The organism is Sorangiineae bacterium MSr11367, from assembly GCA_037157805.1.
Taxonomy (GTDB): domain Bacteria; phylum Myxococcota_A; class Polyangia; order Polyangiales; family Polyangiaceae; genus Pendulispora; species Pendulispora rubella.
Window position 1 is genome coordinate 2,083,862 of the sequence record CP089983.1, and the last position, 23,461, is coordinate 2,107,322.

The window sequence follows — 23,461 nt, forward strand, 5'->3', positions numbered from 1 at the left end:
CTTCTACGCTGCTCCGCCATGCGCGCCATCGTCATTCCTCGTTTCGGCGGTCCCGAGGTGCTCGAGCTCCGCCAGGTCCCCACGCCCGAGCCTTCCCGCGGCGAAGTCCGCGTTCGCATCCGTGCGACCGCCATCAACCGTGCGGACCTCATTCAGGTGGCAGGTCGCTACCCCGCGCCCCCCGATTCACCGCAGGACATCCCCGGTCTCGAGTTTGCCGGCGAGGTCGAGGCCCTCGGCCCCGGTGTGACGGAGCTCGCGGCGGGCGATCGCGTTTTCGGGTTGGCGGGTGGCGGCACCTACGCGGAATCCGTCGTCGTCCACGCGCGCACGCTGGCCAAGATCCCCGAAGGCCTCTCCTTCACCGACGCCGCCGCGATCCCCGAGGCCTTCATCACCGCGTACGACGCCATCGTGTCCCAGGCGCACCTCGCGGCGGGCGAAGTCGTCCTCGTTCACGCGGTGGGCAGCGGCGTCGGCACCGCTGCCGTCCAGATTGCGCGCGCCATCGGTGCATCGTCCATCGGCACCTCGCGCACCGAGGACAAGCTCCCGCGCGCGCAGGCGCTCGGCATGAACCACGGCCTCTTGGTCGCCGACGGAAAGTTCGCCGACAAGGTCCTCTCCCTCACCGACGGCCGCGGCGCGGACGTCATCCTCGATCTGGTCGGCGGCGCGTACATCACCGAGGACGTCTCCTGCGTCGCGCCCCGTGGCCGCATCGCCGTCGTCGGCCTCACGGGCGGCCCCGCCGCCGAACTCCCGCTCAACGTCTTGCTCTACCGCCGCGCCTCCATCTTCGGCACCGCGCTCCGCTCACGCCCGCTCGAGGAGAAGATCGCCGCCGCGCAAGTCTTCGCGCGCCAAGTCGTCCCCCTGATCGCACAGGGCAAGCTGACCGCCATCGTCGACCGCATCTTCCCCCTCGAAGCGGCAGCCGACGCCCTCCGCCACATGGCCAAAAATGAATCCTTCGGCAAGGTCGTCTTGGAGATTTGAGAGTGACAGGAAGACGGGAAGACGGGAAGGACTGACGGCACAGAAGGCGCGGAACGATTTTTTTTAGGGCTTCCAATCGGCTCACTTGGCCGACTGAAATCCCAAAAACCTTCCCGCCTTCCCGCCTTCATGTGAATTCTCTCTGGCCGTTTCAGTGGTTCTTGGCGTGGGCGAGGCAGAGGTTGCGGGGTTTGCTGCCGCACTTCTCGCAGGAGCAGACGCGGATGTCGGCGTCGTCGTCCTCGCGCGCGCCGCAGATGGCGCAGCTTCGGCCGCCGGTGGGGGCTTCGGAAGCCTCCGCCTGGAAGGCGTTGAGGCGCGAGGCTTGGCGCACCTGCAGCCTGCGCTGCCGTGAGAGCCCCAGCAGGTGTCCGCCGAAGAAGATGAAGTAGTTGGCCACCGCCGCGATGATCGCCGCGCGCCCGGCCCAGTGCACCTGCTGCACGAAGGCCAGCACCACGTAACCTCCCGTGAGCAGACCAATCCACTTCATGCGCAGTGGCAGAATGAAGAAGAGCAGAATCTCGTAGTCGGGAACGAGCGTCGCCACCGCGAAGATCAGCGAGTAATTGAGATACTCGTTCCCCATGCCGTACCCCGTGAGGTACGCGGCCACGGTCGTGCCGACCATCCCGCAGAGGTAATAGGCGTTCAGCTTGAACGCGCCCCACTCCGACTCGAGCGTCGAGCCGATGAACCAGAGCCAGTACAGCGTGAAGAGGATGAAGAAATCCGACCCGCGCGGGATGAAGAGGTACGTGACGAGTCGCCAAACCTCACCGCGCGCCACTGCATCGAGATCGAGCGTGAGCTTGGTGAGGTAGTTCGGCTGAAACCTGCTGAGCACGTACACGATCGCCATACCGCCGATGACGAAGCCGGTAAGGTTGGGTACGGCAAGTTTGCCAAGTCGACGTTCGAGGCGAGCCAGAAGCCATTCCATGCCTGGAACAACTTAGAGCATGCATCCCCCCGAGGGAAACGATCCGCTGGAATTCGCCGAAACTCAGACGAGATCTAGTTGTTTGGCGAGCCGCACTTGACCCAGTCGGTGATATTTTTGACGTCGTCCGGCGAGCCACCTGAACCCGGTGGCATCCCCTTGCCACACGTCTTCTGGCCGTCGAGGTCGCAAAGGATCGCCGAATCGTCCGGATCGACCGAGCAGGGGTTGATGTACTTCTTATCCTTCTTCGGATCCTTGCTGAACGAGTGGGCCACCAGTTGATTCCAGGCGTCCGTCGCATTCTCGGCGCTGATCGTGGGCGAGGTGCCGCCCGCATTGTGGCAGCTAGTCTTGCCACACCCCAAACTGCCCGTTGCGGCGAGGCTCGGAAAGATTTGAGTCTTCCAACTGACCCTGCAAGGACCCGCGTCGATCGGACCTGAGCTCCCACATATTTGACCCGGATCGGGAGTGCCGCCATCACCCGCGGGAGCACCGTTCCCGGGTTCGGGCGCGGGGAACTGCCGCTTGCCGCCCTCCGCCGGCCCATACGAAGTGCGCTCTTGGTCGGGGAGGCAGCCGGTCATGATCGCGAAGCTGCCCGCGACCAAGGTCGCGAACACACTCGCGACTCGAACCCACATTTGGCGTCGCATGATCTCCTTATTACGGACGATGATGGCGCGCGCAACTGAATCGAGTGCCCGATTTTTCGGCCGGATCGTGTGCGATCCATGGTGGGCACTGGAGTGCCCAATGCGATGTCCGCCAATACGCATTTCACGAGTAAGTCAGCCGCCGTAGCTCCTGGCGCGCGTCATGCTTTTATGAGATGCGATGTCCCGCCGCGAAAATTTTCATCGTGTTCTGAAGAGTGTCCTTTGCGTGCTGGCGCTTGCCGCCATTGCCGGTTGCTCGAAGGTCATGCCCTACGAGCGTGGGACTCTCGCCCATCCGACCATGACGACCGAAGATGTTGGGAGCCCGATCGATGCCCACGTGCGTGACGTTAGCGAAGGCGCAAAAGGTGGTCTCGGTGGCGGGGGAGGCGGCTGCGGTTGCAACTAGGGATTGCATCGAACCTTTCACCTTATCGGTACTGTAAGCCCGTGTTTCCGCGAGTCCGATACGTCCTCGCGCTGGTCATCTGCCTCGTCGCAGGCCCAGCGTACGCGGCTCCTGATGACGCCGCGACCGAGTCCTTCGTGCAGGACGTTCTCACGAACGAGTATTCCTCCACGAAGTACGCAGACGCGAAGAAGAAGCTGCTCGTGCAGCTGGAGAAGTGCCGGCGCCCGAACCGCTGCAGCGGCGGGGTGAAGGCGCAGATCTACGTCGCGTTGGGAATGATTGCTTCCCAGATCGGCATGGTCGACGAAGCGAAGAATCATTTTGCCAATGCCCTCTCCGAGGATACCAACGCGAGATTGCCCGATCGCGGTGGCACGACCCCGGCGATGAAGACGCAGTTCACCGACGCGAAGTCGAAGAACGCTGGCCCCACGCAGGTCGCGCCGCAGGACCCTCCGACGGAAGGCGGTGGAGGCGGGAGCGGCGATGCCCCAGCCCCCCCCGTTTCCGTCGCTCCCGGAGGGAAAATTCCGGGTTGGGAAAACAACGAAGCCTTTCAACTCGCGAGCGCCGGCCTGAAGGCCGACCAGGCGGGCAACCACGACGAGTGCATCGAGAACGACAAAAAGTCGCTCGAGCTCGAAGACAAGGCGCGCACACGCCTGCACTTGGCCTCGTGTGAAAACAAAGCCGGCAAACTGCTCGACGCGCTCAAGAATGCACAAAAAGCGCTCAAAATGGGCATCGAGCAAAAGGACGCGGGCGTCATGCGCGCCGCCCGCACGCGGGTGCAGGATCTCATTCCGAAGATTCCCCACGTCACCTTCGAGCCGCCGAGCGGGGTGAGCGATCTGCAGGTGCGCTTCGACGACCGCGAGGTGAAGGGTGACCTCACCAAGAAGTTCTCGGTCGACCCGGGCAAGCACCAGGTGCACGCGGAGGGCAAAGGCAACGGCAACTCGCTCGTGTACGACGAGGAGATCAACGTCAAGGAGGGCGAGACGTACCCCGTCAAGCTCACCTTGACGTCGAAGGCGCCGGAGTTCCTCACGCAGGGCCAGCTCTCGTGCATGACGTCGGCGAAGAACCAGGAGGAGGTGCTCAAGTGCCTCCCGTCGAACGCGAAGAACCTGGTGGCCAAGGTCGGGCTCGAGATGTCCGCTTACACGGACACCCTCAACGTGCACGTGATGAGTCCGGGCATCACCGCTGCGGTGATCTCGCCCACGGCCGGATGGAATGTCGGCGGCAGCTTCCTCGCAGACTTCGTGACGGCGGCCTCCCCGGACATCGTGTCGACGGCCTCGGGACACTTCGTGGAGCGCCGCTACGGTGGATCGCTCGGCGGCGGCTACAAGCCGGGCAAGTTCGGCGCGCAGGGTAATGCCGGCATTTCGAGCTCGCCGGACTACCTGAGCATCAGCGGCGGCATCGCCATCACCGGCGACTTCAACGACAAGCTGATCACGCCGCGCATCTCGTATTCGCACTCCGACGAGACCATCGGCCGCAACGACTCGCCGTTCGCCAACGTGCCGGGCAATCACCTCGGCGACAAGCGGAAGCTGTTCGTCAATGCCTTCGAGGCTGGGTGCACCTTCGTTCTATCGCCCACGTCGGTGCTCGTGCTGGGCGCCTCGCTGGACACCGAGCGCGGAGACCAATCGAAGATTTACCGCTACGTTCCCATGTTCTCCCCCAGCGTGGCCAGCAAGGTCACCCCGGGTCTGCCGGCGAACCTCGTCAACGCCAACCGCCTCGCGTACCGCCCGCAGGAGCAGCTCCCCAACGAGCGCGATCGCTACGCGGGAGCTCTCCGCTTCGTGCACCGCTTCACCACCGCCACGCTGCGCCTCGAGGAGCGGCTCTATTACGACACGTGGTCCATCAAGGCCACGACGACGGACCTCCGTTACATGCAGGACATCGGCAAGCACTTGCGCGTATGGCCGCATATCCGCTTCCACGCGCAGACGGGCGCGAATTTTTATCGCCTGGCGTATGCCGCCGCGACCAAAGACGATGGGACCATCGTCATTCCCACGTACCGAACGGGCAACCGGGAGCTCTCTCCCTTGATGTCCGCCACCGTCGGCTTTGGAGCCCGCATTGCACTGGGTGAGACGGAGGCCACGACGCAGTACGCGCTGACGGTCACGGGCGATTACATGTACACGTATTATTTCAATTCGCTCTACACCGTATCGCGGCAAGCGTTTTACGCATCGCTTGGCTTCGAGGTGGAATTCCAATGAGCGCAACCCATTACGCCACGAAGTACATCGCGTTCTTGGGGATCTTGGCGGGCGCCGTGGTCCTGGGATCGTGCACCGACCCCGTGATCGACGATGCCATCGAGAGGTTGGGCGACGAACCGGGCAGCCCGGGCGAGGGGCCGGAACATCGCCCGGGGCAGCCATGTGTGCTCTGCCATCGCGACGGCGGGCCCGCGAGCTCGCACTTCGCCGTCGCCGGCACCATTTACGACGGGCCCGATTCCACCTCCAAACCCGTCACAGGGGCGGAGGTGATTTTCGTAGACGCGGTGAACAATTACCCCAGGCAAGGAGGTCAAAAGAAGCCGATTTTCACGAACAAGGCCGGGAACTTCTACGTACTCGCGGAGGATTGGCCCGATTTGCAGTTTCCCTTTCACGTCAAAGTCGTGAAGGGCGCAAGCACCCGGGTCATGGTGAGCCACGTCGGTCGCGAGCCGTCCTGCGCCGGGTGCCACCGCGATCCCGACAAGAACGTGTCCAACGACAAATATGGAGCCGTGCCCCGTGTCAACATCAGGTGAGTGCGCGATGCCTCGAGCCGGAACGAGACGGAAAAATGTGCTGGGCCTTCTGGCGTGTGCGCCGATGGCCTTCCTGGCGCTGGCAACTGCCTGGTCCTGCGCGGCAGCACCCGATGAGACGCGCCTCACGACGCTCAAGGAGAAGCCGGATTTCGACGCGTTCAAGAACGGCAAGGTCAGCGAGTTTCTCGAGCGGCGCTGCGGCACGCTCGATTGCCACGGGCGGATCGAGCGGCCCCTACGCATCTACGGCGAGCGCGGCCTTCGGTTGCCCAACGATGGCGACCTCGTGCCGGGCAGTGGCAAGACGACCGACGCCGAATACACGGCCAATTATCGGTCGGTCGTCGGCCTCGAGCCCGAGCAGTTGAACCGCGTGGTGACGGGCGAGGATCCCTCCATTCTGCTGCTCATCTCCAAACCGCTGGCCTACGATCCCGACGTGCCGGGTACCGACAAGGGCGTGCGCCATCGCGGGGGCCCCCAGATTCTCCAGGGCGGTGACGGCTACCGGTGCCTGTATGACTGGCTCGGGCGCAAAGACTTCAACCAGGATTCGGCGACGGCCTGCGACAAGGCGTCGAAGCAACTCGAGTTGACGCCGTAAGTAGCCCCGCAAGCGGCCCCGGGACGGGTATGCTTACATGACGAACCATGTCCCGTTTGGATGACGGAACGCTTTCCATCGTCGAAGATTCGTCCGATGCCGCCGCGAGTGCGCGTGGCGCCCACCTCTTTCTCGTTCTCGAAAGCCTGAAGCCCCTCGCGCCGCCGGTGCGCATCTCGCTCTCGGGCGTCGCCCAAGTCGTTTTCGGGCGGGGTAGCTCCCGCGCGATAGGGCGCCAGCAGCTCGGCAACCCGATCCAGCTCAGTGTGCGGGTGGCCGATCCCTGGCTGTCGTCGATGCACGCGCGGCTCACGTACGTGCTTCGCCGCTGGATCCTCGAAGATGCCGGCTCGAAGAACGGGTGCACGGTGCAGGGCGCCCGGCAGACGCAGGCCCAGCTCGAGGACGGAGACATCATCGAGCTCGGGTACACGTTTTTCATTTTTCGGGAGGAGCTGCCCCACGACGTGGGCGACCCGATGATTTTCGAGGCGCCGGCGCCCGATCAGCGCATCGGCAAGCTGGCCACCTTGTTGCCGTCGCTGGAGCGAGGTTTTTCGCGTCTTGCCTCGGTGGCGAAGTCCACCGTGTCGGTGCTCATCGAGGGCGAAACCGGGACCGGCAAGGAGGTCATTGCGCGGGCGCTGCACGAGCAATCGGAGAGAAAGGGCGACTTCGTGGCCATCAACTGCGGCGCGCTTCCGCGTGATTTGGTGGAAGGGGAGCTCTTTGGCTATCGCCGCGGCGCCTTCTCGGGGGCCACCGAAGACCGTCCGGGGCTTCTTCGCAGCGCCGATCGCGGGACGCTTTTTCTGGACGAGATTGGCGATCTGCCGGCGCCGTCGCAGGCGGCGTTGCTTCGCGTGCTTCAAGAGCGGGAGGTGAGGCCCGTCGGGGCGACGAAGCCCATTCCGGTCGATTTGCGGGTGGTGGCGGCCACGCACCGTCCGCTCGAGCGCATGGTGGAGGAGGGGACCTTCCGCGCGGACTTGTTCGCGCGCCTCGCAGGCTACCGGGTCGAGCTGCCGCCGCTCGCCATGCGGCGTGAGGACCTGGGGGTCATCATGGGGACGATCCTGCGGGAGCTCGCACCGGAGCGGGCGGCGAGCCTGGAGTTCGCCCCACGCGCGGCGCGGGCCCTTCTGTATTATCCGTGGCCGGGCAACGTGCGCGAGTTGGAGAAGTGCCTCGAGTCGGCGCTCGTTCTCGTGGGGGAGGGCACGCGCATCGAGCTGGAGCACTTGCCGGTCGCCGTCCAGGCGGCCCTCACCGAGGCGGGCACCGGCCGGCGTCCCGCCGAGGGCAACGCCGAACGGGAAAAGCTCGTCGGGTTGATGCGCGAGCACAAAGGAAACGTCGCGGCCGTTGCACGCACCATGGGAAAGGCGCGCATGCAGATTCAGCGATGGCTCAAACGCTACGACATCGACGCGGAGAGCTTTCGGAAGTGAGCCGCACCCGCGCCCTGACTACTGCCCGGGCGAGCCTTTGCTCGCCTCGCGCATGATGCGCGCGGCTTCTTTGTAGGCAGGGTTGCCCGGGTTTTGCTGTGCGAGCTGATCGTACAGCTTCGCCGCGTCGCCGAATTTGCCTTCGACCACCGCGTCCGCGGCTTGCCGCTCGGTGGATTTCTTGGCCGGCATCGGGATGGCCGTCATCAACGGCGGCAGCTCCGACGGCAGCTTGCCCAGGGCCGACGCTGCGGGATCGGGTGCGCCCGGTTTGCCTCCGCCGGGAGGCGGTTGCGGTGCAGAGCCCGCCGGCGCGGACGCGGGCGCACTGGCCTGCGCCGTGGCGGACGGTTGCGCGGACGCACTGGCCTGCGTCGTGGCGATCGGAGCTGCCCCCGAAGTGGTCGGCGCCGTGGCCGCGGCCACGGTGACGGAGGCGGAGGCCGACGCGGTCGCCTTGGGCTTCGTCGGGACAGGCGCCTCGTCCTCGCTGAAGAGAAGCAGACCGCCCACGGGCAGCGCGATGACCATCAGCACGAGGGCCGCGCGCTTCACGGGGCTGAACGACATGAACTCGTTCTTCAGCTTCGCCAGCGGCGACGTGGCCGCGCTGCCCGTTTGCGCACCGGCTTGCCCCGGCATACCCGGCTGCCCGGGCATGCCTGGCTGCCCGGCCGGCATTCCCCAGCCCTGTCCAGGCTGCGGGGGTGTGCCGCCCATGCCCACCATGCCCGGAGGTAACCCCCCCTGCGGGTACCCCTGCTGCTGCTGCGCCATCGCCGTCGGATCGAAGGCCCCGACGGGTTGGTTCGCGGCCTGCTGCACCAGAGGCTGCGAACGGGTCACGTCCGCACCCGGCCCGGTGCCCGGCAGCGCCTGCGCGCCCGGGATCAACGCCGGTTGCGACGGCCGATCCGTCTGCAGATCGAGCGGCTTGTACCGGGTCGACTCGTCGACCTCGCCCTGGGGCGCGTTCTGCGGATACGAGCCCCCATTGGCTCCGTACTTCGGCTGCGCGGCCGAGACACCTTCCGCGGGCGTACCCGCCGCAGGACGCGGTGCGCTGATGCGGTGCCGATTCGGATCGTAGCGGACCGTCTTCGGCTCGTCGAAGTTGTTCTCCAGCGGCTGGGCGACGGTTTGATCCGCGTCCTCGAACACGCTGGTATCGATGCGGTAGACGAGCTGCACTTCGCCCAGCTCGATGGTGCTGGGCATGCGCACCTCCGTCCAGGCGCGCGCGATGCGATGGCGGTTCACCATCACGGGGGCATCGTCGTCGGCGCTCTGCACGAACAGCGCTTTGCCGTCGAAGTAGAGGTACCCGTGCACGTCGAGCACGCCGGCGCCTTCCACGCGCCACATCGCAGTTTGCCCGACGCTGGTGGGATCCAGCACGGAACCCGGTGTCAGGCTGATTTGCCTTGGCTCGCCTTGGCCGGCGCGCAATTCGATGACAGAAGCTTCAGCCATGACCGTTTCTTTGCGCCGCATTCGCGGCGTCGTAGATGCACGCGGGTAGATCCATGCCGTGCTCGTGCACTTGCTCGAGGCATCGCGGCATGATCCCCGAGGGGACGAACTCGCTCAGAATCTGCCCATTGGGCCCCAACCCCTGATACTTGCGAACGAAGACATCCTGCGTGATGTACGTGTCGGTCTTCGGGTCGAATCCCAAGACCTCCGTAATGTGGGTCATCTTGCGCGAACCATCCTGCAAGCGCGAAACCTGCACGATCAAGTTTACCGCGGACCCAAGCTGGATGCGCATGGCAACGAGCGGCATGTCGATGTCGCTCATCATGGCCATGGTCTCGAGCCGGCTCAGCGTGTCGCGCGGGTAGGTCGCGTGGAGGGTGGAGAGACATCCGCCGTGACCCGAGGTCATCGCCTGGATCAAGTCGAGCGCCTCGCCGCTTCGGATCTCGCCGACCACGATTCGGTCGGGTCGCATGCGCAAGGTGGCCTTGAAGAGGTCGCGGATGGAAACGGCGCCGCGCCCCTTGGGGTCGCCGGGGCGCGCTTCGAGTTGCACGACGTGCTGGCGTTGGAGCTGCAGCTCGCGCGAGTCCTCGATGACGACCACGCGCTCGCCCTCGGGGATGAAGGACGAGAGGGCGTTGAGCATCGAGGTTTTGCCCGAGCCCGTTCCGCCGGCCACGAGGATATTGAGCTTGCTCGCCACCAGCGCGTGCAGCGCGCTCGCGGCGTCCTCCGTGAGGGCGCCGAAGCCAATGAGGCGCTCGACGGTGAGCGTCTCCTTGAAGAAGCGGCGGATGGCGATGGCCGGACCATCGGGCGCGCACGGCGGAAGCACCGCTTCGACGCGGGAGCCGTCGGGGAGACGTCCTTCGAGGATCGGCTTGAACTCGTCGGCGTGCTTGCCAACGAACTGCGCGAGATTGCGCAATCCTGCGGCCAGGTGCTCTCGGCTCTCGAACTTGGCCTCGGTGAGCGTCAATTGGCCTTTGCGCTCGATATAAATCTGGCTCGGCCCATTGATCATGACCTCGCTCACCGCCGGGTCGTCGAGGAACGGACGAATGGGCGCGAAGAATTGGAGCAAGGTCTCTTCGAAGACTTCTTTGGGGATCTGATTGAAGCCACCGCTCATTGGACACTCTTGAGGAGAGAGGATTGCGCTTCTTCGGCGTGCGACCCGCCGGGGCGGAGGCGCAGATATTCGCGGAAGTGACGATCGGCGCCCACGGGATCTTCATGAGTGTCGCGCATGATCACGGCGAGCGCAAAGTGGGCCTCGGCGTCGTCGGGTGTGGCCGTGAGTACCTTTTCCAAGTGCTCTTTTGCGCGGACGCCGTCGCCGACGCCCAGGTAGAGCGAGGCCAGCAGAAATCGCGACCGGTGGTCGGCGGGATGCTGCCTCAGATGGTCCTCCACGTACTGGGTCGCCACCTGGTAGCGCCCGTCCTGAACACAGACGCGCACCAGCCGCGGGAGGATCTTTCGCTCGTCGCCGCCCGCGGCAATGGCCGCGGCGAAATATTGCTCGGCGCGGGTCAAATCGCCGGCGTCGGCGAATGCGCGGCCATAGTCGTACAAGCGCTGCGGATTTTGCTCCCGCTTGAACGTGCGGACGTTCTGCCTGGATTCGTCCGCCTTCGCGCCCTGCGGTGGACCGCAGGCGATCGACCAGACCAGGGAGGACATCACGAGGGCAGAGAGGGAGAGAAAACGCATGACAGCTCGTTACGAGGCGGGACGGCCCAATTTCAATTTTAGACTACGGTCCAAATTGGATAGCCAAGTGACGTATTCGCCCGGTTTGCCTTCGGTGAATTGAAGGAGGGTTTTGACTTCCTTCCGCGCGGTCTGCAGGTCTTCCACCTGCAACGCGTGTTCGAGTCGTACCCGGTGGGTGCGGTAGTCGTCGGTGATGTCCTGGCGGAGCGTCTTCGCGGATTGCAGGGCCTCCGCGGCGGCCGCATCGTCCCCGGCCACCTTGTAGCAAGCCGCCGAGATCTCGTAGATGGGCACCGCGGCGATGCCGTCCTGCACGTGGAATGGGCGGCGCTCGCGGAGTGAGTTGGCCACGCCGTAGCGCTCCAACGCGAAGGCGGCCGCGCGATCACGCTGCGGTTGCGTGCACTGCACCAGCGGCGCACCCCAGAGTTCCGGCGGCTTGTGCTGCGCGTTGTCGGTGTCCGCCGCCTCGTCCATGAAGAAGAACATGTACCCGCCGCCGAGCAGCGCGAGGATGGCCACGATGGCGATGGGGCCCGTGCCCTTTTTCTTCTTCGCCGTGGCCTGACCCGGGACGCCACCGACGGTGGTCACGCCCTCGGCGCGGGTCACGTTGATCTGGAAATTCCCGACGCCCAGCACGGCATCGGCGGGCAGCGGACCTTGCGTGAAGGGGATGCCGTTGACCGTGGGCGGCGGCTGGAAGGCGAGGGCCTGCACGAACACGCCCGCCGGTCCGACCTGCACGAGGCAGTGCTCCACCGCCGCTTGATCGAGCGGGAGACGGATTTCGCAGTGGGCGCCGCTTCCGATGAGCACGCGCTCGGACTCGATGAAAATCTGGTCGATCTGTCCGCTCGGTTGCCGGATCTGGAAACGTAGGACGCTCACGATTGCACCATCACCTTTATATCGCTCCGCTCGTGATCTGCATCATGGCGGGCGCCAGGATCAGCCCGAGGACGCACATGAACACCATCATCAGGGGGCCGACGATGGCGACGCCGGCTTTCGCCGCGAGCTCCTCGGCGCGGACGGAGCGGCGGTTGCGCGACGTGGCGGCCTGAATCTGCAGCACTTCGGCGACCGGGTTGCCGCGCTCCTCGGCTTGCACCAGCGCGGCCACGAACTCCTTCACGGTTTCGTTGGGGGCGCGCTTCGCGAACTCGAGCAGTGCGTCCTTGCGGGTGCGCCCGAGGGTCAGCGTCTGCATGATGAGCGTGAACTCCTCGACGAGCGGGTCGTCGGGGTTGCTCGATTTCTCGATGACTTGGCGAACGGCGCCCGGGAAGTCGAGGCCTGCGCCCATGGCGAGGGCCATCAGGTCGATGACGTAGGGAAGGCCGCGGCCGATGGTCTTGAGCCGTTCTTGCGCCGCACCGGTGACCTGCATCCACGGGAGTGCGCCGCCGACGAGCCCCATCGGAATGACGGCCACGCTGCCGACGCCGCTGACCAGCCCGAGCACGTAGCCGGCGACGAAGCCGGCGAGGGAGGACAAGATGCTCATCGCGACGAACTCGTCGGCGGTGATGCCCATGTAGTCGCCGGCGAGGGCGATCTGCTCGTCGATCTTCGCGCGGGTGTCGTCGCCGATCACGCCGCTCACGCGCACGCCGAGCCAGCGCACGAACGGTTCGACGTTCTGCCACCCCTCGCTCTTCTCGAGGGTGCGCTGCCGCTTGAGGCCGCGCAGACCGAGGCGGCTGGCCACGCGCGTAGGCGCCGCCGCGATGACGTACACGCCGATCATGAGGCCGACCCCGAGCACGAGCAACACGACGTGACGGAGCAGCGTGGTTTGAAGCGTTAGGGGGTAGGTGGTGAACAGAAACTGCAGCATGGTGCGAATGGTTAGATGTCGACGTTCAAAACTTTTCGGGCCAAGAGCAGCCCGCCGACCCAGAGGCCGCCGCAGGCGAGGATGACGAGGTAGCCGGAGAGGCTCTGCGTGAGCACGTCGAAGTAACCGGGCCACTGCAGATTGAGGATGTAAATCAGGCCGCCGGGGAGCATCGCCATGACCCAGAGCTGCGCCTTGCCTTCGGCCGTCTTGGTGCGCACCACGCCTTCGAGGCGGGCCATTTCGCGCAGCGACGTCGCCGTCTGTTCGAGCACCTTGGGCAGATTTCCACCGACCTGCCGGCCGATGAGCACCGCGGAGAGCGCCGAGTCGACCTGCCTCGAGCCAATGCGCGCGGCCATGTGCAAGAGGGCCTGGTCGAGCGTGCTGCCGACCTTCATCTCTTTCACGGCGAGCTCGATCTCCTGCCGCGTGGGATCTTGAACGACGAGAACGACGGACTGAAACGCCGCGCCGATGCTCGGGATGGACTTGAGCGCGTTGGCCAGCGCCAGAATGGTTCCGTCGAGCTGGGTCTCGATGAGCGTGACCCGATCGCGCCGCATCTTCTCGACCCATATGGTGGGGCCTACGACGATGGCGATCGAGCCGAACACCAGGACGATGTTCGGCAGCTGGATGAGGACGTGGATGAAGAACAAGGAGAACATCGCCGCGGCTTGCCCTGCCGCGATGGTCGAGCCCTTGGTCCAGATGAATTGAGGGCGGAGCTTTCGCTCGAGCGACGACGTGTAGCGCGCCCAGTAGCGCCAGACGAAGCTCTGCGGATCCGCCGTGGTCGCCCACACGGAGACGAAGAGGCCTGCCGCGGTGAGGGCCAAGCCGCCGCCGCTGAGCAAGCCGTTGGTGAGCGTGAGCCCCAGCTTCGGGATGCTCATAGATAGGCCTCGCCGCGCTTGACCAAGCCCATGACGATGAAGTCGTTCAAGTACGAGGGCAGGTAGCCCGTCGCGCGGAACTCGCCGATGACCTTCCCATTGGGACCGGTGCCGGTGCGGATGAATTCGAAGATGGGACGCATCTCGATGGTGCCTTCGTCGCCGACGCCCGTGACCTCGCTGATGGCACTCACGCGGCGCGAGCCGTCGGAAAAGCGCGTCTGCTGGACGATGACGTGGACGGCGCCCGCGATCTGATCGCGGATGGCGCGCACGGGAAGATCGACACCGGCCATGAGCACCAGCGTCTCGATGCGGGAGATGGCCTCTTCCGGCGAGTTCGCGTGGGTCGTGGTGAGCGAGCCGTCGTGGCCCGTGTTCATGGCCTGGAGCATGTCGAGCGCTTCGCCACCGCGGCACTCTCCGACCACGATGCGGTCGGGGCGCATACGCAGCGAGTTTTTCACCAGATCGCGGATGGTGTACTCGCCCTTGCCTTCCAAGTTGGCCGGGCGCGTTTCCAGCGAGACGACGTGCGGCTGCGCGAGCTGGAGCTCGGCGGCGTCCTCGATGGTGACGATGCGTTCCTCCGACGGGATGGCGCCCGAGAGGACGTTGAGCAACGTGGTCTTGCCGCTACCCGTGCCGCCGGAGATGACGATGTTGCGCTTGGCGATGACGCTGCGGGTGAGAAAGAGGCCCATCTGCGGCGTGAGCGCGCCGAAGCCGACCAGCTTTTCCAAGGTGAGCGGCGTCTTGGAGAACTTACGAATGGTGATGCACGAGCCGCGCAGTGCGAGGGGCTTGATGACGGCGTTCACGCGGGAGCCGTCCTTCAAGCGGGCGTCGACCAGCGGCGACGATTCGTCGATGCGGCGTCCGAGCGGGGTGACGATGCGCTCGATGACGGCGCGCACGCGCTCGTCGTCGGTGAAGCGCGTTTCGGACAAGGTGAGCTTGCCGCTGCGCTCGATGTAGATCGTGTTGGGGTCGACGACCATGATCTCGGTGATCTGCGGGTCGGCCAGAAAGCGCTCCAGCGGTCCCAGGCCGAGGGCCTCGTCCGTGAGCTCTCCGATGAGTTGATCGCGGTCGGTGTCCGGCGGAAGCCGCGACTCGATGTTGGTGATGATGCGCCGGAGGGCGTTGAGCACCTTGGGACGCATCGACGGATCGTCGACCTTCGACGGATCCATCGCGGCCAAGTCGAGGTGCTCCAAGAGCAGCTTGTGGATCTCGCGGCGGAGCGCGACCTGCTTCTCGCGCTTCTGCAGAGCCTCGGGCGTGGTGATGGCACCCTGCGCGAGCACGCGGGGCTGCTGCGGACGGTCGGCCGCGGCGGGGGCGGGGCCTTGCGGAACGGCCACCGGCGGGGTGGCTTGTCCTGGTGCGGGGACCGCGGCAAGCGGCGGGCGCCCGTGCCCGCCGGGAATCTGCGGCAACTGCCCCAGCCCTTGGCCAGGCAACTGCCCCGGAACCTGCCCGATCACCTGACCGGCGACCGGCGCGCGCGGTACCGGCGCCGCCGCGGCGCCAGGCGGCGGCATGAAGTACACGGTGAAATTGCCCAACACGACGGGCGTGCCGAAGGGCACGTCCACCGCTTGGCGGCGAAGGAGCATCTCGCCCGCGATGGTGCCGTTGGTCGAGACGTCTTCCACGCGCATCGACGCGGGGCCGATCTCGACCACGGCGTGCTGACGAGAGACGAGGTCGCTGTCGAGACGCAACACGCAGTTGACGTGGCGCCCAATGGTGATGGGGGCCCCGATGGGGACCATCTCCGTGCGTTCGCTGCCGTCGTCCGTGTGAATGACGACTTGAACTTGATTGGAGCTTGGTCGTGCCGCCACGTGCTGCCTCTCGCTGGTCGCGTTATTTCGCCGATGGGGGAGTCTTGTTGTAGCTATCGACCCGATCGATATCGCCCGAGAAGTCCTCGTACGCCGTCAGCGCGTTCTTGATGACTTCCACCGCGGACTTGGGAACGGTTTCGATGATGCTGGGGATGATGAAAATAGCACCTTCTACGTCGTGCTGATCGTCCTGGTGCGTGCCGAAGAGGAGCCCCAAGATCGGAATCGAGCTGAGCCCGGGGAGACCCGAGACGTTGTGACGCTGGTCGCGCGTTCGAATGCCCGAGAGCACCAGCGCCTGACCGAGCTTCAGGTTGACGAGCGTGTTCAGCTTCGTCGTGTTGCGCCCTGGCAATCCGGCGGCCGAAGACGGCGGCGTGAGGTCGGACACCTCCGAGTCGAGTTTGACCTCGACCTCCTTGCTCGCCGCATCGTAGCGCGAGAGCACGGACACATTGGTACCGAACGGAATCTTGACCAGGGACGCGGTGAGGCCGTTGGCGGCTGTAAAATTCGACTCACCACCGGACTGGAAGGTTGCCTCGGTGCCGTTGGCCGCAATGACCGTCGACTGCTTGAGCACCTTCAACCAACCGTGCTGCGAGCCGATGTCCAACTTGGGAAGCGGCTGGTTCACGATGGAGGCCTGCGCCGCCGTGGTCGTGCTGTTGAGGAGGTCGCGATCGATGCGGGTCTGGAAGACGGGCTGCCCGTCCTGACCCAAGCCGCCGATCGTCGTGGGCCACCCGAGGCCGACGACGTAGCTCGAGGTCTTCTCGTACTGCACGAAGAAGAAGTCGAGGCGCACGAGGAGCTTGCGGTCTGTGCCACCCTGGCCCACGACGACCAAGTTGTCGACTTGGCCGGGGTAGCCCGCGGCAATCTGCTGGATGCGCCGGAGCTCGCCCTCGGTGGTCACGCCGCCCTCGATGAAGAAGCGGCTGCCAACGCGACGCAGCTTCACGCCCGGCGTGCCCTCGAGGGCTTGCTGCAGCTCCTTCTCGACCTGGGCCATCGACCGGGTCGTGACGGTAATGGGAATGGTTATCTGCGATTGATCGTTCTTGATCAGGAGCAGGGTGGTCGACCCAGCTTTTTTACCGGCGATGACGAACTGCGATTTGTCACCAGTCAGGGAGACGGAGATGATGCCCTCGGCACCCAACGAATAGTTCGCGACGTCCTTCGTCGGCAGCGTCTTGGTTTCGCCGATGGCCAGGACAATCTCGTCGTTCGAATGATCATCCGCGGCGGCCGGCTTGCCTCGGCCTTGTGCGAATGCCGGACTGCTGACTGAAACTACCGCAACGCCGGCAATGGTGGTCGCAAGGCCGATTGCGACCGCGGTAAGCGTGAGCCTCATTTGTTCTCCGTGCCTCCAATGACTTGGGGTCCGCTGGTGTTGCTACGTCGAATGTTGAGGTTGGCGCGCTCTTTCGCTTCGAAGAGCTGCTTCGAGGACACGTCGTTCACCGTGGCCGCCACGCGCTGATCGTTGGGCGGGCGGAGGATGACGGCGAGCCGTCCCTTCTCCGCCGCGAGCGCCAACACCTGCGCCTCCTGCAACGTCACGCTCAACGTGAGGAGCGTGCTGTCTGCATTGTTGAATTTGATGCTGCCCGACGAAGGATCGACCGGCTCCTGCGGGGAGACGTTCAACCCCGAGGCGAGGACCAGCACGCGCTGCATGAGCACCACGGACGACAGATGCTCGTTCTGCCCAGAGCCGATGCCCTCGGGCATGACGCTGATGACGTCGACGTAGTCACCCGGACGAATCAGCGCGGCGTTGGAGTCGTCGCGCGAGGTGCGGATGGTGACCGCACGGCTGCCCGGTTGGATCAACCCGCTCAAATCGCGCGCCTCTTCGTTGGACGCCAAGTCGGTCCACATGAGGGTCTGCTGCGCCAGAACCAGGTTGCCGATGCGCAGGCCCATGATTTTGGCCCGCTCACCCTCTTTGATGGCCCGATCTTCCACGTAGGCCATGGGCACTTCGCGGGTGGCGATCATGTCGTCGGTGATGACGGTGCCCCGCTCGATGGGTTTGACCGCGATGAGCAGTTTGACCTTCTCACCGCCCGAAGCCTCGGTCTCGAACCGTCGCTGGTACAAGGCCAGGAGGAAGACACCTATGACCGTGACGATGAGGGCGATGATAAATGCACGACGGTTCATCGAGGGGGGCTCAGCTTAGCTGGGTTTGAAACGTACCGGGTCTCATACTTACGAACGCTTCGATCATTTGGGGCCGCAGCCGGTTTACCTGGCTGGCTTGGCCTGGCCTGCCCGCTTGGGCGATGGTCCATTGGCCATGCTAAAGCAAACTCATCCCGCCCAGGGAAAAATCGCCTGGTACGTAGAATTGTCACCTGCGAGCGCCCCGGAATCACGTGCACCGTTACTCGCGAAAGTGAAGGACCGCGGCGATGATCGTTCCGAGCAAGATTGCAGGGCCCATACGCATCCAGCTCAGCATCTCTTGTTCGATTTGAACCTTTTTGTCCTTGGGCATGAACGGATTGATCATCAATCCAACCGCATTCTTCAACGTTCGCAATAGTTTGCCATCGTAGGCGAGTCGCGCCGGTGCGATGAGACACGCCGCGAGAAACCCGTACATTTCGGCCTCAAAGCCGAGCATCGTTTGGCAAAGTGCGCCGATGGCTGCAAAGACTTTCACATCGCCGCCGCCAATTGCGTTTTTCTGAAAGAGAATCCAGGGGACGAGGCCGCACACGACCGCTCCGAGGACGGAATATCCGCCTTCGAGCAGGGCAGCATCTTTCTCGATGCCCATGGCAAATGCGCGCCCAATATGGACGATGGGTGCCAGCCCCAGAACACCGAGCGTGAGCCAATTCGGAATGAAACCGGTGCGCCAATCGATCCATGCGGCGACGGCGGCGACGATGACGGCGGCAATCAGGAAGGGAAACATGCTCTCTTAAACGAGAACGGGCCGGCCTTCCCCCTCAGGATTGGGGTTCGCCGAATGCGACCCTTCGTCCAATGGGGAAATAAGGCTGGCCCGCAGTCTCAGAACTCGCCTTTTGCGTCGTTCGCAGCGCCCTTGACGGCCTTGCCGAGCTTCTTGTACGCGCCGGCGACGATGAGGAGAATCGCGACGAGGAGCAGACCGTACTCGATGGCCGTTGCGCCCTTCTCGTCTTTGACGAGTTTCATGATGTCCTGGGTCATTCGTGATTCTCCCTTTGTGGGGTCGTTGGTGTCGTTAGTTGGGTATTAGGGTGAAACGGCGACCACTCTAGCTTAGTCCGAGCCCGCTTGCGAAGTCCCACGCTCGTGCTCTGCGAGTTCTCGCCCGCATTGTAGGTAGTACACGGCTCATGCCAGCTGACCCGCGGTCGATGATGTCCCACATGCCCACGCATTCCTTGGGAAATTCCGCGGCCAGGCTCGTTCTATCGTCGATGAAAAATGCGCGATGAAACTGGATACGGCCCGGTCCAGTGACCGGTCAGCGGCGATCCACGCCAGAGAGGATTGAACAGGGAGGGGGGGAGGCGGGGAGGGAAACAACGAGAATCCCACCGAGTGCCAAGGCTTTTTTAGGTTTTCAGTTGGCTTCGTGAGCCAAGTGAAAACCCAAACCAGCTTCGGTGCGCGGTGGGATTTGTGCCGTATCTCTCCCCGCCTCCCCCCTCCCTGTTCAATCTTCTGGGAGGGTCAATCTTCGGACTTTTTGCCGATGAAGACGGGGCCTTGTCGGACGGGGCCCGTGCGAATTTTGCCCTTTTCGAGGCTGAATTTCGCATTCAATGCGAGGACTTCGTCCCTCGGTTTCACCTGAAAGGCGAAGATGGGATTCTGTGGTCGGAGTCGCTCATATCCCTTCATCGACGTATCCAGGCCAAGCTCGAATTGATCGCCCGGGCGCATGTTCAGGAGAATCGTTGCGGAGCCCGACGCGTCGGTCGTGGCCACACGCTGTTGCAGATACGTGATGGGCAGGTTGGGGCCCCCGTCGGCGCGCACCGCAATCACGAGCTTGCGGATCGACGGAGGGCACGACACGGGGTATTCCGGCGGCTTGTTCTTGTCGACCACGCGGCGCAACACCACGGTGATCGGCTTGGGAGGTGACTCGTAATCTTGCGGGCAGCGAACGAAATAGTCGAACGCCGAGCCTTCGTTGCCGCGCACGGTGAGCTTCGCGCGGCCCGTGGCGTCGGTGGTGCCCACGTCTTTGTTCTCGCGGCTCAACACGGCGCCGGGCAGCGGCACACCGGGATCGCTTTCGACGTGGATGACGACGTCGAACGTCGGCACCTGGGGTTCTTCGCAGCCAACGGCGAACGTGCTCAGGGCGGCGGTTGCCACGGCTGCCACGACGGGCGCCGCCGATACGCGCATGGACCAAAGACTCCAAGTCCTCATCCGAGTGAGCCTACCACACGGATTGGCTGAAGTCTTTACTGGAACAATGCCCACGAAGGGGCCCAGGAGCGCGCTCGGCGGCCTGGTTATCGGTCAGTCGTCGTCGGACTTTTTGCCGATGAGGACCGGACCGATTGGTTTTGCTTTGTAAAAAATCTTTCCTTTTGCCAACGCGAATTTGGCATTGAGGTTCAAGACTTCGTCTTTGGGTTTGACCGAAAAAGCGAAGATGGGATTCTGCGGTCGCAACCGCTCGTAGCCCTTCATCGACGTATCGAGCCCGAGCTCGAATTGGTCGCCGGGACGCATGTTGAGGAGGATGGTGGCCGCACCCGATGCATCCGTGGTGGCCACGCGCTGCTGCAGGTACGTGACGGGCAAGTTCGGACCGCCCTCCGCGCGCACGGCCACGACCACGCGTCGGATGCTGGGCGGGCAGGCTACCGGATATTCGGGCGGCTTGTTCTTGTCCACGACCTGTCGCAGCACCACCGTGATGGGCTTGGGCGGCGATTCGTAGTCCGCGGGACACCGAACGAAGTAGTCGAACGCCGTGCCTTCGTGGCCGCGCACGGTGAGCTTTGCCCGGCCTTCGGCATCGGTGGTGCCGACATCCTTGTTGTCCCGGTTGATGATGGCCCCAGGCAACGGGACATCGGGATCGCTCTCCACACGAATCACGACTGCGAACTGCGGCAACGGCGGCTCCTGGCAGGAGGTCGTTGCGCCAACGAGCAGCGCAAGTAGCGCGCTCGCAAGGAGAGCTCTCGTCATGCCCTACGACACAGCAAACGACGGACCACCTGTCGCGATCCGTCGGCCCCAGGTCGCTTGCGGCCGCACCTGCTGCGTCGCCCGGGGCTAACGTACGTGTTCGCGCGCCTTGGCGAGGGCGAGGCGGATCATCACCTCGTGCTCGGCCGGATCCGCCCAGCGGCGGCGCATGGTGTCGCTCAATTGATCGAGCGGATCGTAATAAAGAAAGAGTTGCCCTGCCTTCACCGCGGGGGCGGAGTAGACGCTGATGCCGCTCTCGCGGTCGTAGTACTCGTACGAGTGCGCGTCGCGCTTGCCACCGCCGCCGGGGGCGTCGACCACGAAGATGGGGGTGTTGAAACCCGCCGTTGTGCCACGGACGTGTTTTTCGATGTAGAGCGCCGTGTCCAGCGTGGTCCGAAGATCCTCCACTCCCTTCACCAGATCGTGCACGTAGACGTAGTACGGATGTACGTTCACGTGACCGAGCCGCTTGACCAGTTGGCTCATGACCTCGGGGGTGTCGTTGACCCGGCGCTGCAGAACGGCCTGGTTTCGGACAGTGATGCCGCGCTCCATGAGCTTGTTCATCGCATCTTGTGTGATGCCGGTGATCTCGCGCGGATGGTTGAAATGGGTGTGAAGGACGACTTCCTTGTGGAGCGCACGTCCTTTGTCCACCACCTTGGTGAGCGCGTCGGTCCATGCGTCGTCGGTGAGGATCTTCATGGGCATGACCGCCGGGCCTTTGGTGGCAAAGCGGAGGCGGCGCACGTTGGGCATCGCCAACAAGGTCATGCCGATGTCTTCGAGCTGCTGCGCGCGAAGTTGGTACGCATCGCCGCCGGAGATGACGATGTCCTCCAGCTCGGGCCGTGAGGCGATGTACTCGTAGGCCTTGCGCCAGCGCTCGTCGTTGGCGCGCAAGTGGACCTTCTCCACGCCCTCCGTGTCCAGGCCGATGGCGTAGCTGCGCGTGCAGAAGCGGCAGTACACCGGGCACGTGTCCAGCGGGAGGAAGAGCGCCTTGTCCCGGTAACGGTGGGTCAACCCGGGGACGGGCGCATCTTGTTGCTCATGCAACGAATCGAGGTCGAGCTTGGGATGGTCGGGCAGAAGGCGCGACGCCACAGGGACGAACTGGATGCGCAGCGGATCGCCGTACGGGTCGTTCCAGTCGATGAGCGAGAGGAGGTAGGGACTGACGCGCACGCTCATGGGGGCGCGCTTGAATCCCTCTTCCGCGTCGGCGATGAAGGCCGGAGACACGAGTCCCTCGAGGGCCTTGAGCAGCTTGGCGATGTTGGTAATCGTGTGTTTGGCTTGCCACGTGTGATCGAGAAACTGCTTTTCGTCGACTTCACGGTACGCCGGGATCTTCTGCCAAAAAGGGCCGCGTTCCAGGTCTCTGTACGTCAGACTCGCGGGATCGACGGGCGGCTTGATCGCGGGGACGGGCACATTGGGCAAAAGATTGAGGACGGCGGTGGACATCAAGTGCCTTGTCCCACGAGTGCTTGCGCCAAGCAACCCCGTGCAGAGTGACAAGTTGTGACTTAATACCGCTCTAGTGCAGCGCGTAATGACGCACGGATGTCTTCGATGAGCTCGGCGGGTTCGAGGACCCGCGCGCTGGAGCCGAACCCCAGGATCCATCGGCGAACTTCCTCGATTTGGGCCACATTCATCGAGAGGCGGATGCGCCCATCGGGGGCGGTGGCGACGCGCTGGCTCGGGTGCACTTTGCGCGCGCGGATTTCTTCGGCGACTTTTGCGTCGAATTCGATGAGGACTCGTGTCTTTCGGGTGGCGGCGGCTATGCCGAATTCCCCCTCTAGGAAGTCCTCTACGTTAAAATTCTCCGGCAGCGCGAAGTGCTGGTCCAAAATGGTGAGGTCTTGCATGCGGTCGAAGACGAACACCGCGACTTCGCCGGCAGGGTTTCGTCCGATCGAGTGAATCGCGCCGCGATGCAGCACCAGCGCAAAGGGGTGGAGTGTGACCCGTTCCGCGGGGGAGTCTTTGGTGTGGCGATAGCGAAAGGTCGTCGCGCGCAGGTCGGCGACGGCTTGGAAAAGGCCATCGAGTTCCTCGCCGCGCTGTGCGTAGTTGTGGGCGGGGGGCGGCAGGTAAAAGAGGCGATCCTCGAGGCGCTGATCGCTCGGGATTTCTCCGCGCACGCCAGCGCGGGCGACCGGGCGCTGTGCAAGCAGGAGCAGCTGGCGCGTGACGAGTTGCAGTTCGTCGTAGAAGGCGGAGCCGCGCATCATGTCGAAGATGCGGCGCGTGGAGAGAAGGCCATAGGCCTGGGTGCGGCGCAAAAGGAGCGCGCGACCGCGTTCGCTCGGCTTGATGCGCCAGAGGTGCGCGCCGCCCGGCTGCGTGGGCACCGACTCGAGCTGCGTGACGCGATCGAGCTCCGCGAGGTAGCGGCGCACGGAGCGCTGGGTCACGTGGAGCATGCCGGCAATCTGGTCCAGCGCGAGGCCACTGGGGTGCGACTCGAGGACCTCGCGCAAGCGATCGAGCCGCCGAAATTGCGTAAAGCGACCCGTGGGGCGGCCGCGGCGTGGAGCTTTTAGCTTTGGAAAGACGGCCATGCAGAAGCGGGAGAGAGAATCACAGGAAGAC

The 23,461-nt window shown here is 64.4% G+C and carries 22 protein-coding genes; 5 read left to right on the plus strand and 17 right to left on the minus strand.

Annotation, left to right across the window (positions count from 1 at the left end):
* The first annotated feature begins 18 nt into the window (after nt 1-18).
* On the plus strand, nt 19-999 hold the full coding sequence (locus LVJ94_08180) for an NAD(P)H-quinone oxidoreductase (protein ID WXB07211.1): 981 nt from the start codon (nt 19-21) through the stop codon (nt 997-999).
* 151 nt (nt 1,000-1,150) lie between these two features.
* Here LVJ94_08180 and LVJ94_08185 read toward each other — a convergent pair whose 3' ends face one another.
* Nucleotides 1,151-1,942, minus strand: a complete 792-nt coding sequence (locus tag LVJ94_08185) for a rhomboid family intramembrane serine protease (GenBank protein ID WXB07212.1) — start codon at nt 1,940-1,942, stop codon at nt 1,151-1,153.
* A gap of 74 nt (nt 1,943-2,016) precedes the next feature.
* The gene (locus LVJ94_08190; protein ID WXB07213.1) at nt 2,017-2,601 is read right to left on the minus strand and encodes a hypothetical protein; all 585 of its coding nucleotides are present in this window, start codon (nt 2,599-2,601) and stop codon (nt 2,017-2,019) included.
* A 453-nt stretch (nt 2,602-3,054) separates the two neighbouring features.
* Between LVJ94_08190 and LVJ94_08195 the strand changes: the two genes are divergently transcribed.
* From LVJ94_08195 to LVJ94_08210, 4 genes are read left to right on the plus strand one after another with little or no spacing between them, the layout of a single operon-like run.
* Complete coding sequence (locus tag LVJ94_08195) at nt 3,055-5,271, plus strand: DUF3570 domain-containing protein (protein WXB07214.1); 2,217 nt, start codon at nt 3,055-3,057, stop codon at nt 5,269-5,271.
* Nucleotides 5,268-5,816: a hypothetical protein gene (locus tag LVJ94_08200; GenBank protein ID WXB07215.1), complete on the plus strand. Its 549-nt coding sequence runs from the start codon at nt 5,268-5,270 to the stop codon at nt 5,814-5,816. The genes LVJ94_08195 and LVJ94_08200 overlap by 4 nt, the downstream gene beginning before the upstream one ends.
* A gap of 7 nt (nt 5,817-5,823) precedes the next feature.
* Nucleotides 5,824-6,423 carry a hypothetical protein gene (locus LVJ94_08205; protein WXB07216.1) on the plus strand — a complete coding sequence of 200 codons (600 nt, stop codon included), beginning with the start codon at nt 5,824-5,826 and terminating at the stop codon, nt 6,421-6,423.
* Between the two features lie 47 nt (nt 6,424-6,470).
* A complete protein-coding gene (locus LVJ94_08210; protein ID WXB07217.1) occupies nt 6,471-7,874 on the plus strand; it encodes a sigma 54-interacting transcriptional regulator in 1,404 nt (467 codons plus the stop codon).
* An 18-nt stretch (nt 7,875-7,892) separates the two neighbouring features.
* Here LVJ94_08210 and LVJ94_08215 read toward each other — a convergent pair whose 3' ends face one another.
* The 15 genes from LVJ94_08215 to LVJ94_08285 all read right to left on the minus strand — a co-directional run bounded on the left by LVJ94_08215 (nt 7,893) and on the right by LVJ94_08285 (nt 23,430).
* Nucleotides 7,893-9,347, minus strand: a complete 1,455-nt coding sequence (locus LVJ94_08215) for a hypothetical protein (GenBank protein WXB07218.1) — start codon at nt 9,345-9,347, stop codon at nt 7,893-7,895.
* Entirely contained in the window at nt 9,340-10,488 is a 1,149-nt protein-coding gene (locus LVJ94_08220) for a CpaF family protein (GenBank protein ID WXB07219.1), read from the minus strand. The genes LVJ94_08215 and LVJ94_08220 overlap by 8 nt, the downstream gene beginning before the upstream one ends.
* Nucleotides 10,485-11,072, minus strand: coding sequence for a tetratricopeptide repeat protein (locus LVJ94_08225; protein WXB07220.1), 588 nt, complete (start codon nt 11,070-11,072; stop codon nt 10,485-10,487). The genes LVJ94_08220 and LVJ94_08225 overlap by 4 nt, the downstream gene beginning before the upstream one ends.
* A 9-nt stretch (nt 11,073-11,081) precedes the next feature.
* Entirely contained in the window at nt 11,082-11,966 is an 885-nt protein-coding gene (locus LVJ94_08230; protein WXB07221.1) for a hypothetical protein, read from the minus strand.
* Nucleotides 11,967-11,982: 16 nt separating this feature from the next.
* On the minus strand, nt 11,983-12,918 hold the full coding sequence (locus LVJ94_08235) for a type II secretion system F family protein (GenBank protein ID WXB07222.1): 936 nt from the start codon (nt 12,916-12,918) through the stop codon (nt 11,983-11,985).
* An 11-nt stretch (nt 12,919-12,929) separates the two neighbouring features.
* Nucleotides 12,930-13,817, minus strand: a complete 888-nt coding sequence (locus tag LVJ94_08240) for a type II secretion system F family protein (GenBank protein WXB07223.1) — start codon at nt 13,815-13,817, stop codon at nt 12,930-12,932.
* Nucleotides 13,814-15,670: a Flp pilus assembly complex ATPase component TadA gene (gene tadA / locus LVJ94_08245; protein ID WXB07224.1), complete on the minus strand. Its 1,857-nt coding sequence runs from the start codon at nt 15,668-15,670 to the stop codon at nt 13,814-13,816. The genes LVJ94_08240 and tadA overlap by 4 nt, the downstream gene beginning before the upstream one ends.
* A 22-nt stretch (nt 15,671-15,692) precedes the next feature.
* Nucleotides 15,693-17,036 (minus strand): type II and III secretion system protein, encoded by a 1,344-nt coding sequence (locus LVJ94_08250; GenBank protein ID WXB07225.1) that lies wholly within the window; start codon nt 17,034-17,036, stop codon nt 15,693-15,695.
* Nucleotides 17,033-17,851: a Flp pilus assembly protein CpaB gene (gene cpaB, locus LVJ94_08255; protein WXB07226.1), complete on the minus strand. Its 819-nt coding sequence runs from the start codon at nt 17,849-17,851 to the stop codon at nt 17,033-17,035. The genes LVJ94_08250 and cpaB overlap by 4 nt, the downstream gene beginning before the upstream one ends.
* A 223-nt stretch (nt 17,852-18,074) precedes the next feature.
* Nucleotides 18,075-18,614 carry an A24 family peptidase gene (locus tag LVJ94_08260; GenBank protein WXB07227.1) on the minus strand — a complete coding sequence of 180 codons (540 nt, stop codon included), beginning with the start codon at nt 18,612-18,614 and terminating at the stop codon, nt 18,075-18,077.
* Nucleotides 18,615-18,712: 98 nt separating this feature from the next.
* Nucleotides 18,713-18,874 carry a Flp family type IVb pilin gene (locus LVJ94_08265; protein WXB07228.1) on the minus strand — a complete coding sequence of 54 codons (162 nt, stop codon included), beginning with the start codon at nt 18,872-18,874 and terminating at the stop codon, nt 18,713-18,715.
* Nucleotides 18,875-19,363: 489 nt separating this feature from the next.
* On the minus strand, nt 19,364-20,050 hold the full coding sequence (locus LVJ94_08270) for a hypothetical protein (protein ID WXB07229.1): 687 nt from the start codon (nt 20,048-20,050) through the stop codon (nt 19,364-19,366).
* Between the two features lie 117 nt (nt 20,051-20,167).
* A complete protein-coding gene (locus LVJ94_08275; GenBank protein ID WXB07230.1) occupies nt 20,168-20,848 on the minus strand; it encodes a hypothetical protein in 681 nt (226 codons plus the stop codon).
* An 87-nt stretch (nt 20,849-20,935) separates the two neighbouring features.
* Entirely contained in the window at nt 20,936-22,324 is a 1,389-nt protein-coding gene (locus LVJ94_08280; GenBank protein WXB07231.1) for a KamA family radical SAM protein, read from the minus strand.
* Nucleotides 22,325-22,386: 62 nt separating this feature from the next.
* Nucleotides 22,387-23,430, minus strand: coding sequence for a WYL domain-containing protein (locus LVJ94_08285; GenBank protein WXB07232.1), 1,044 nt, complete (start codon nt 23,428-23,430; stop codon nt 22,387-22,389).
* Between the last annotated feature and the right edge of the window lie 31 nt (nt 23,431-23,461).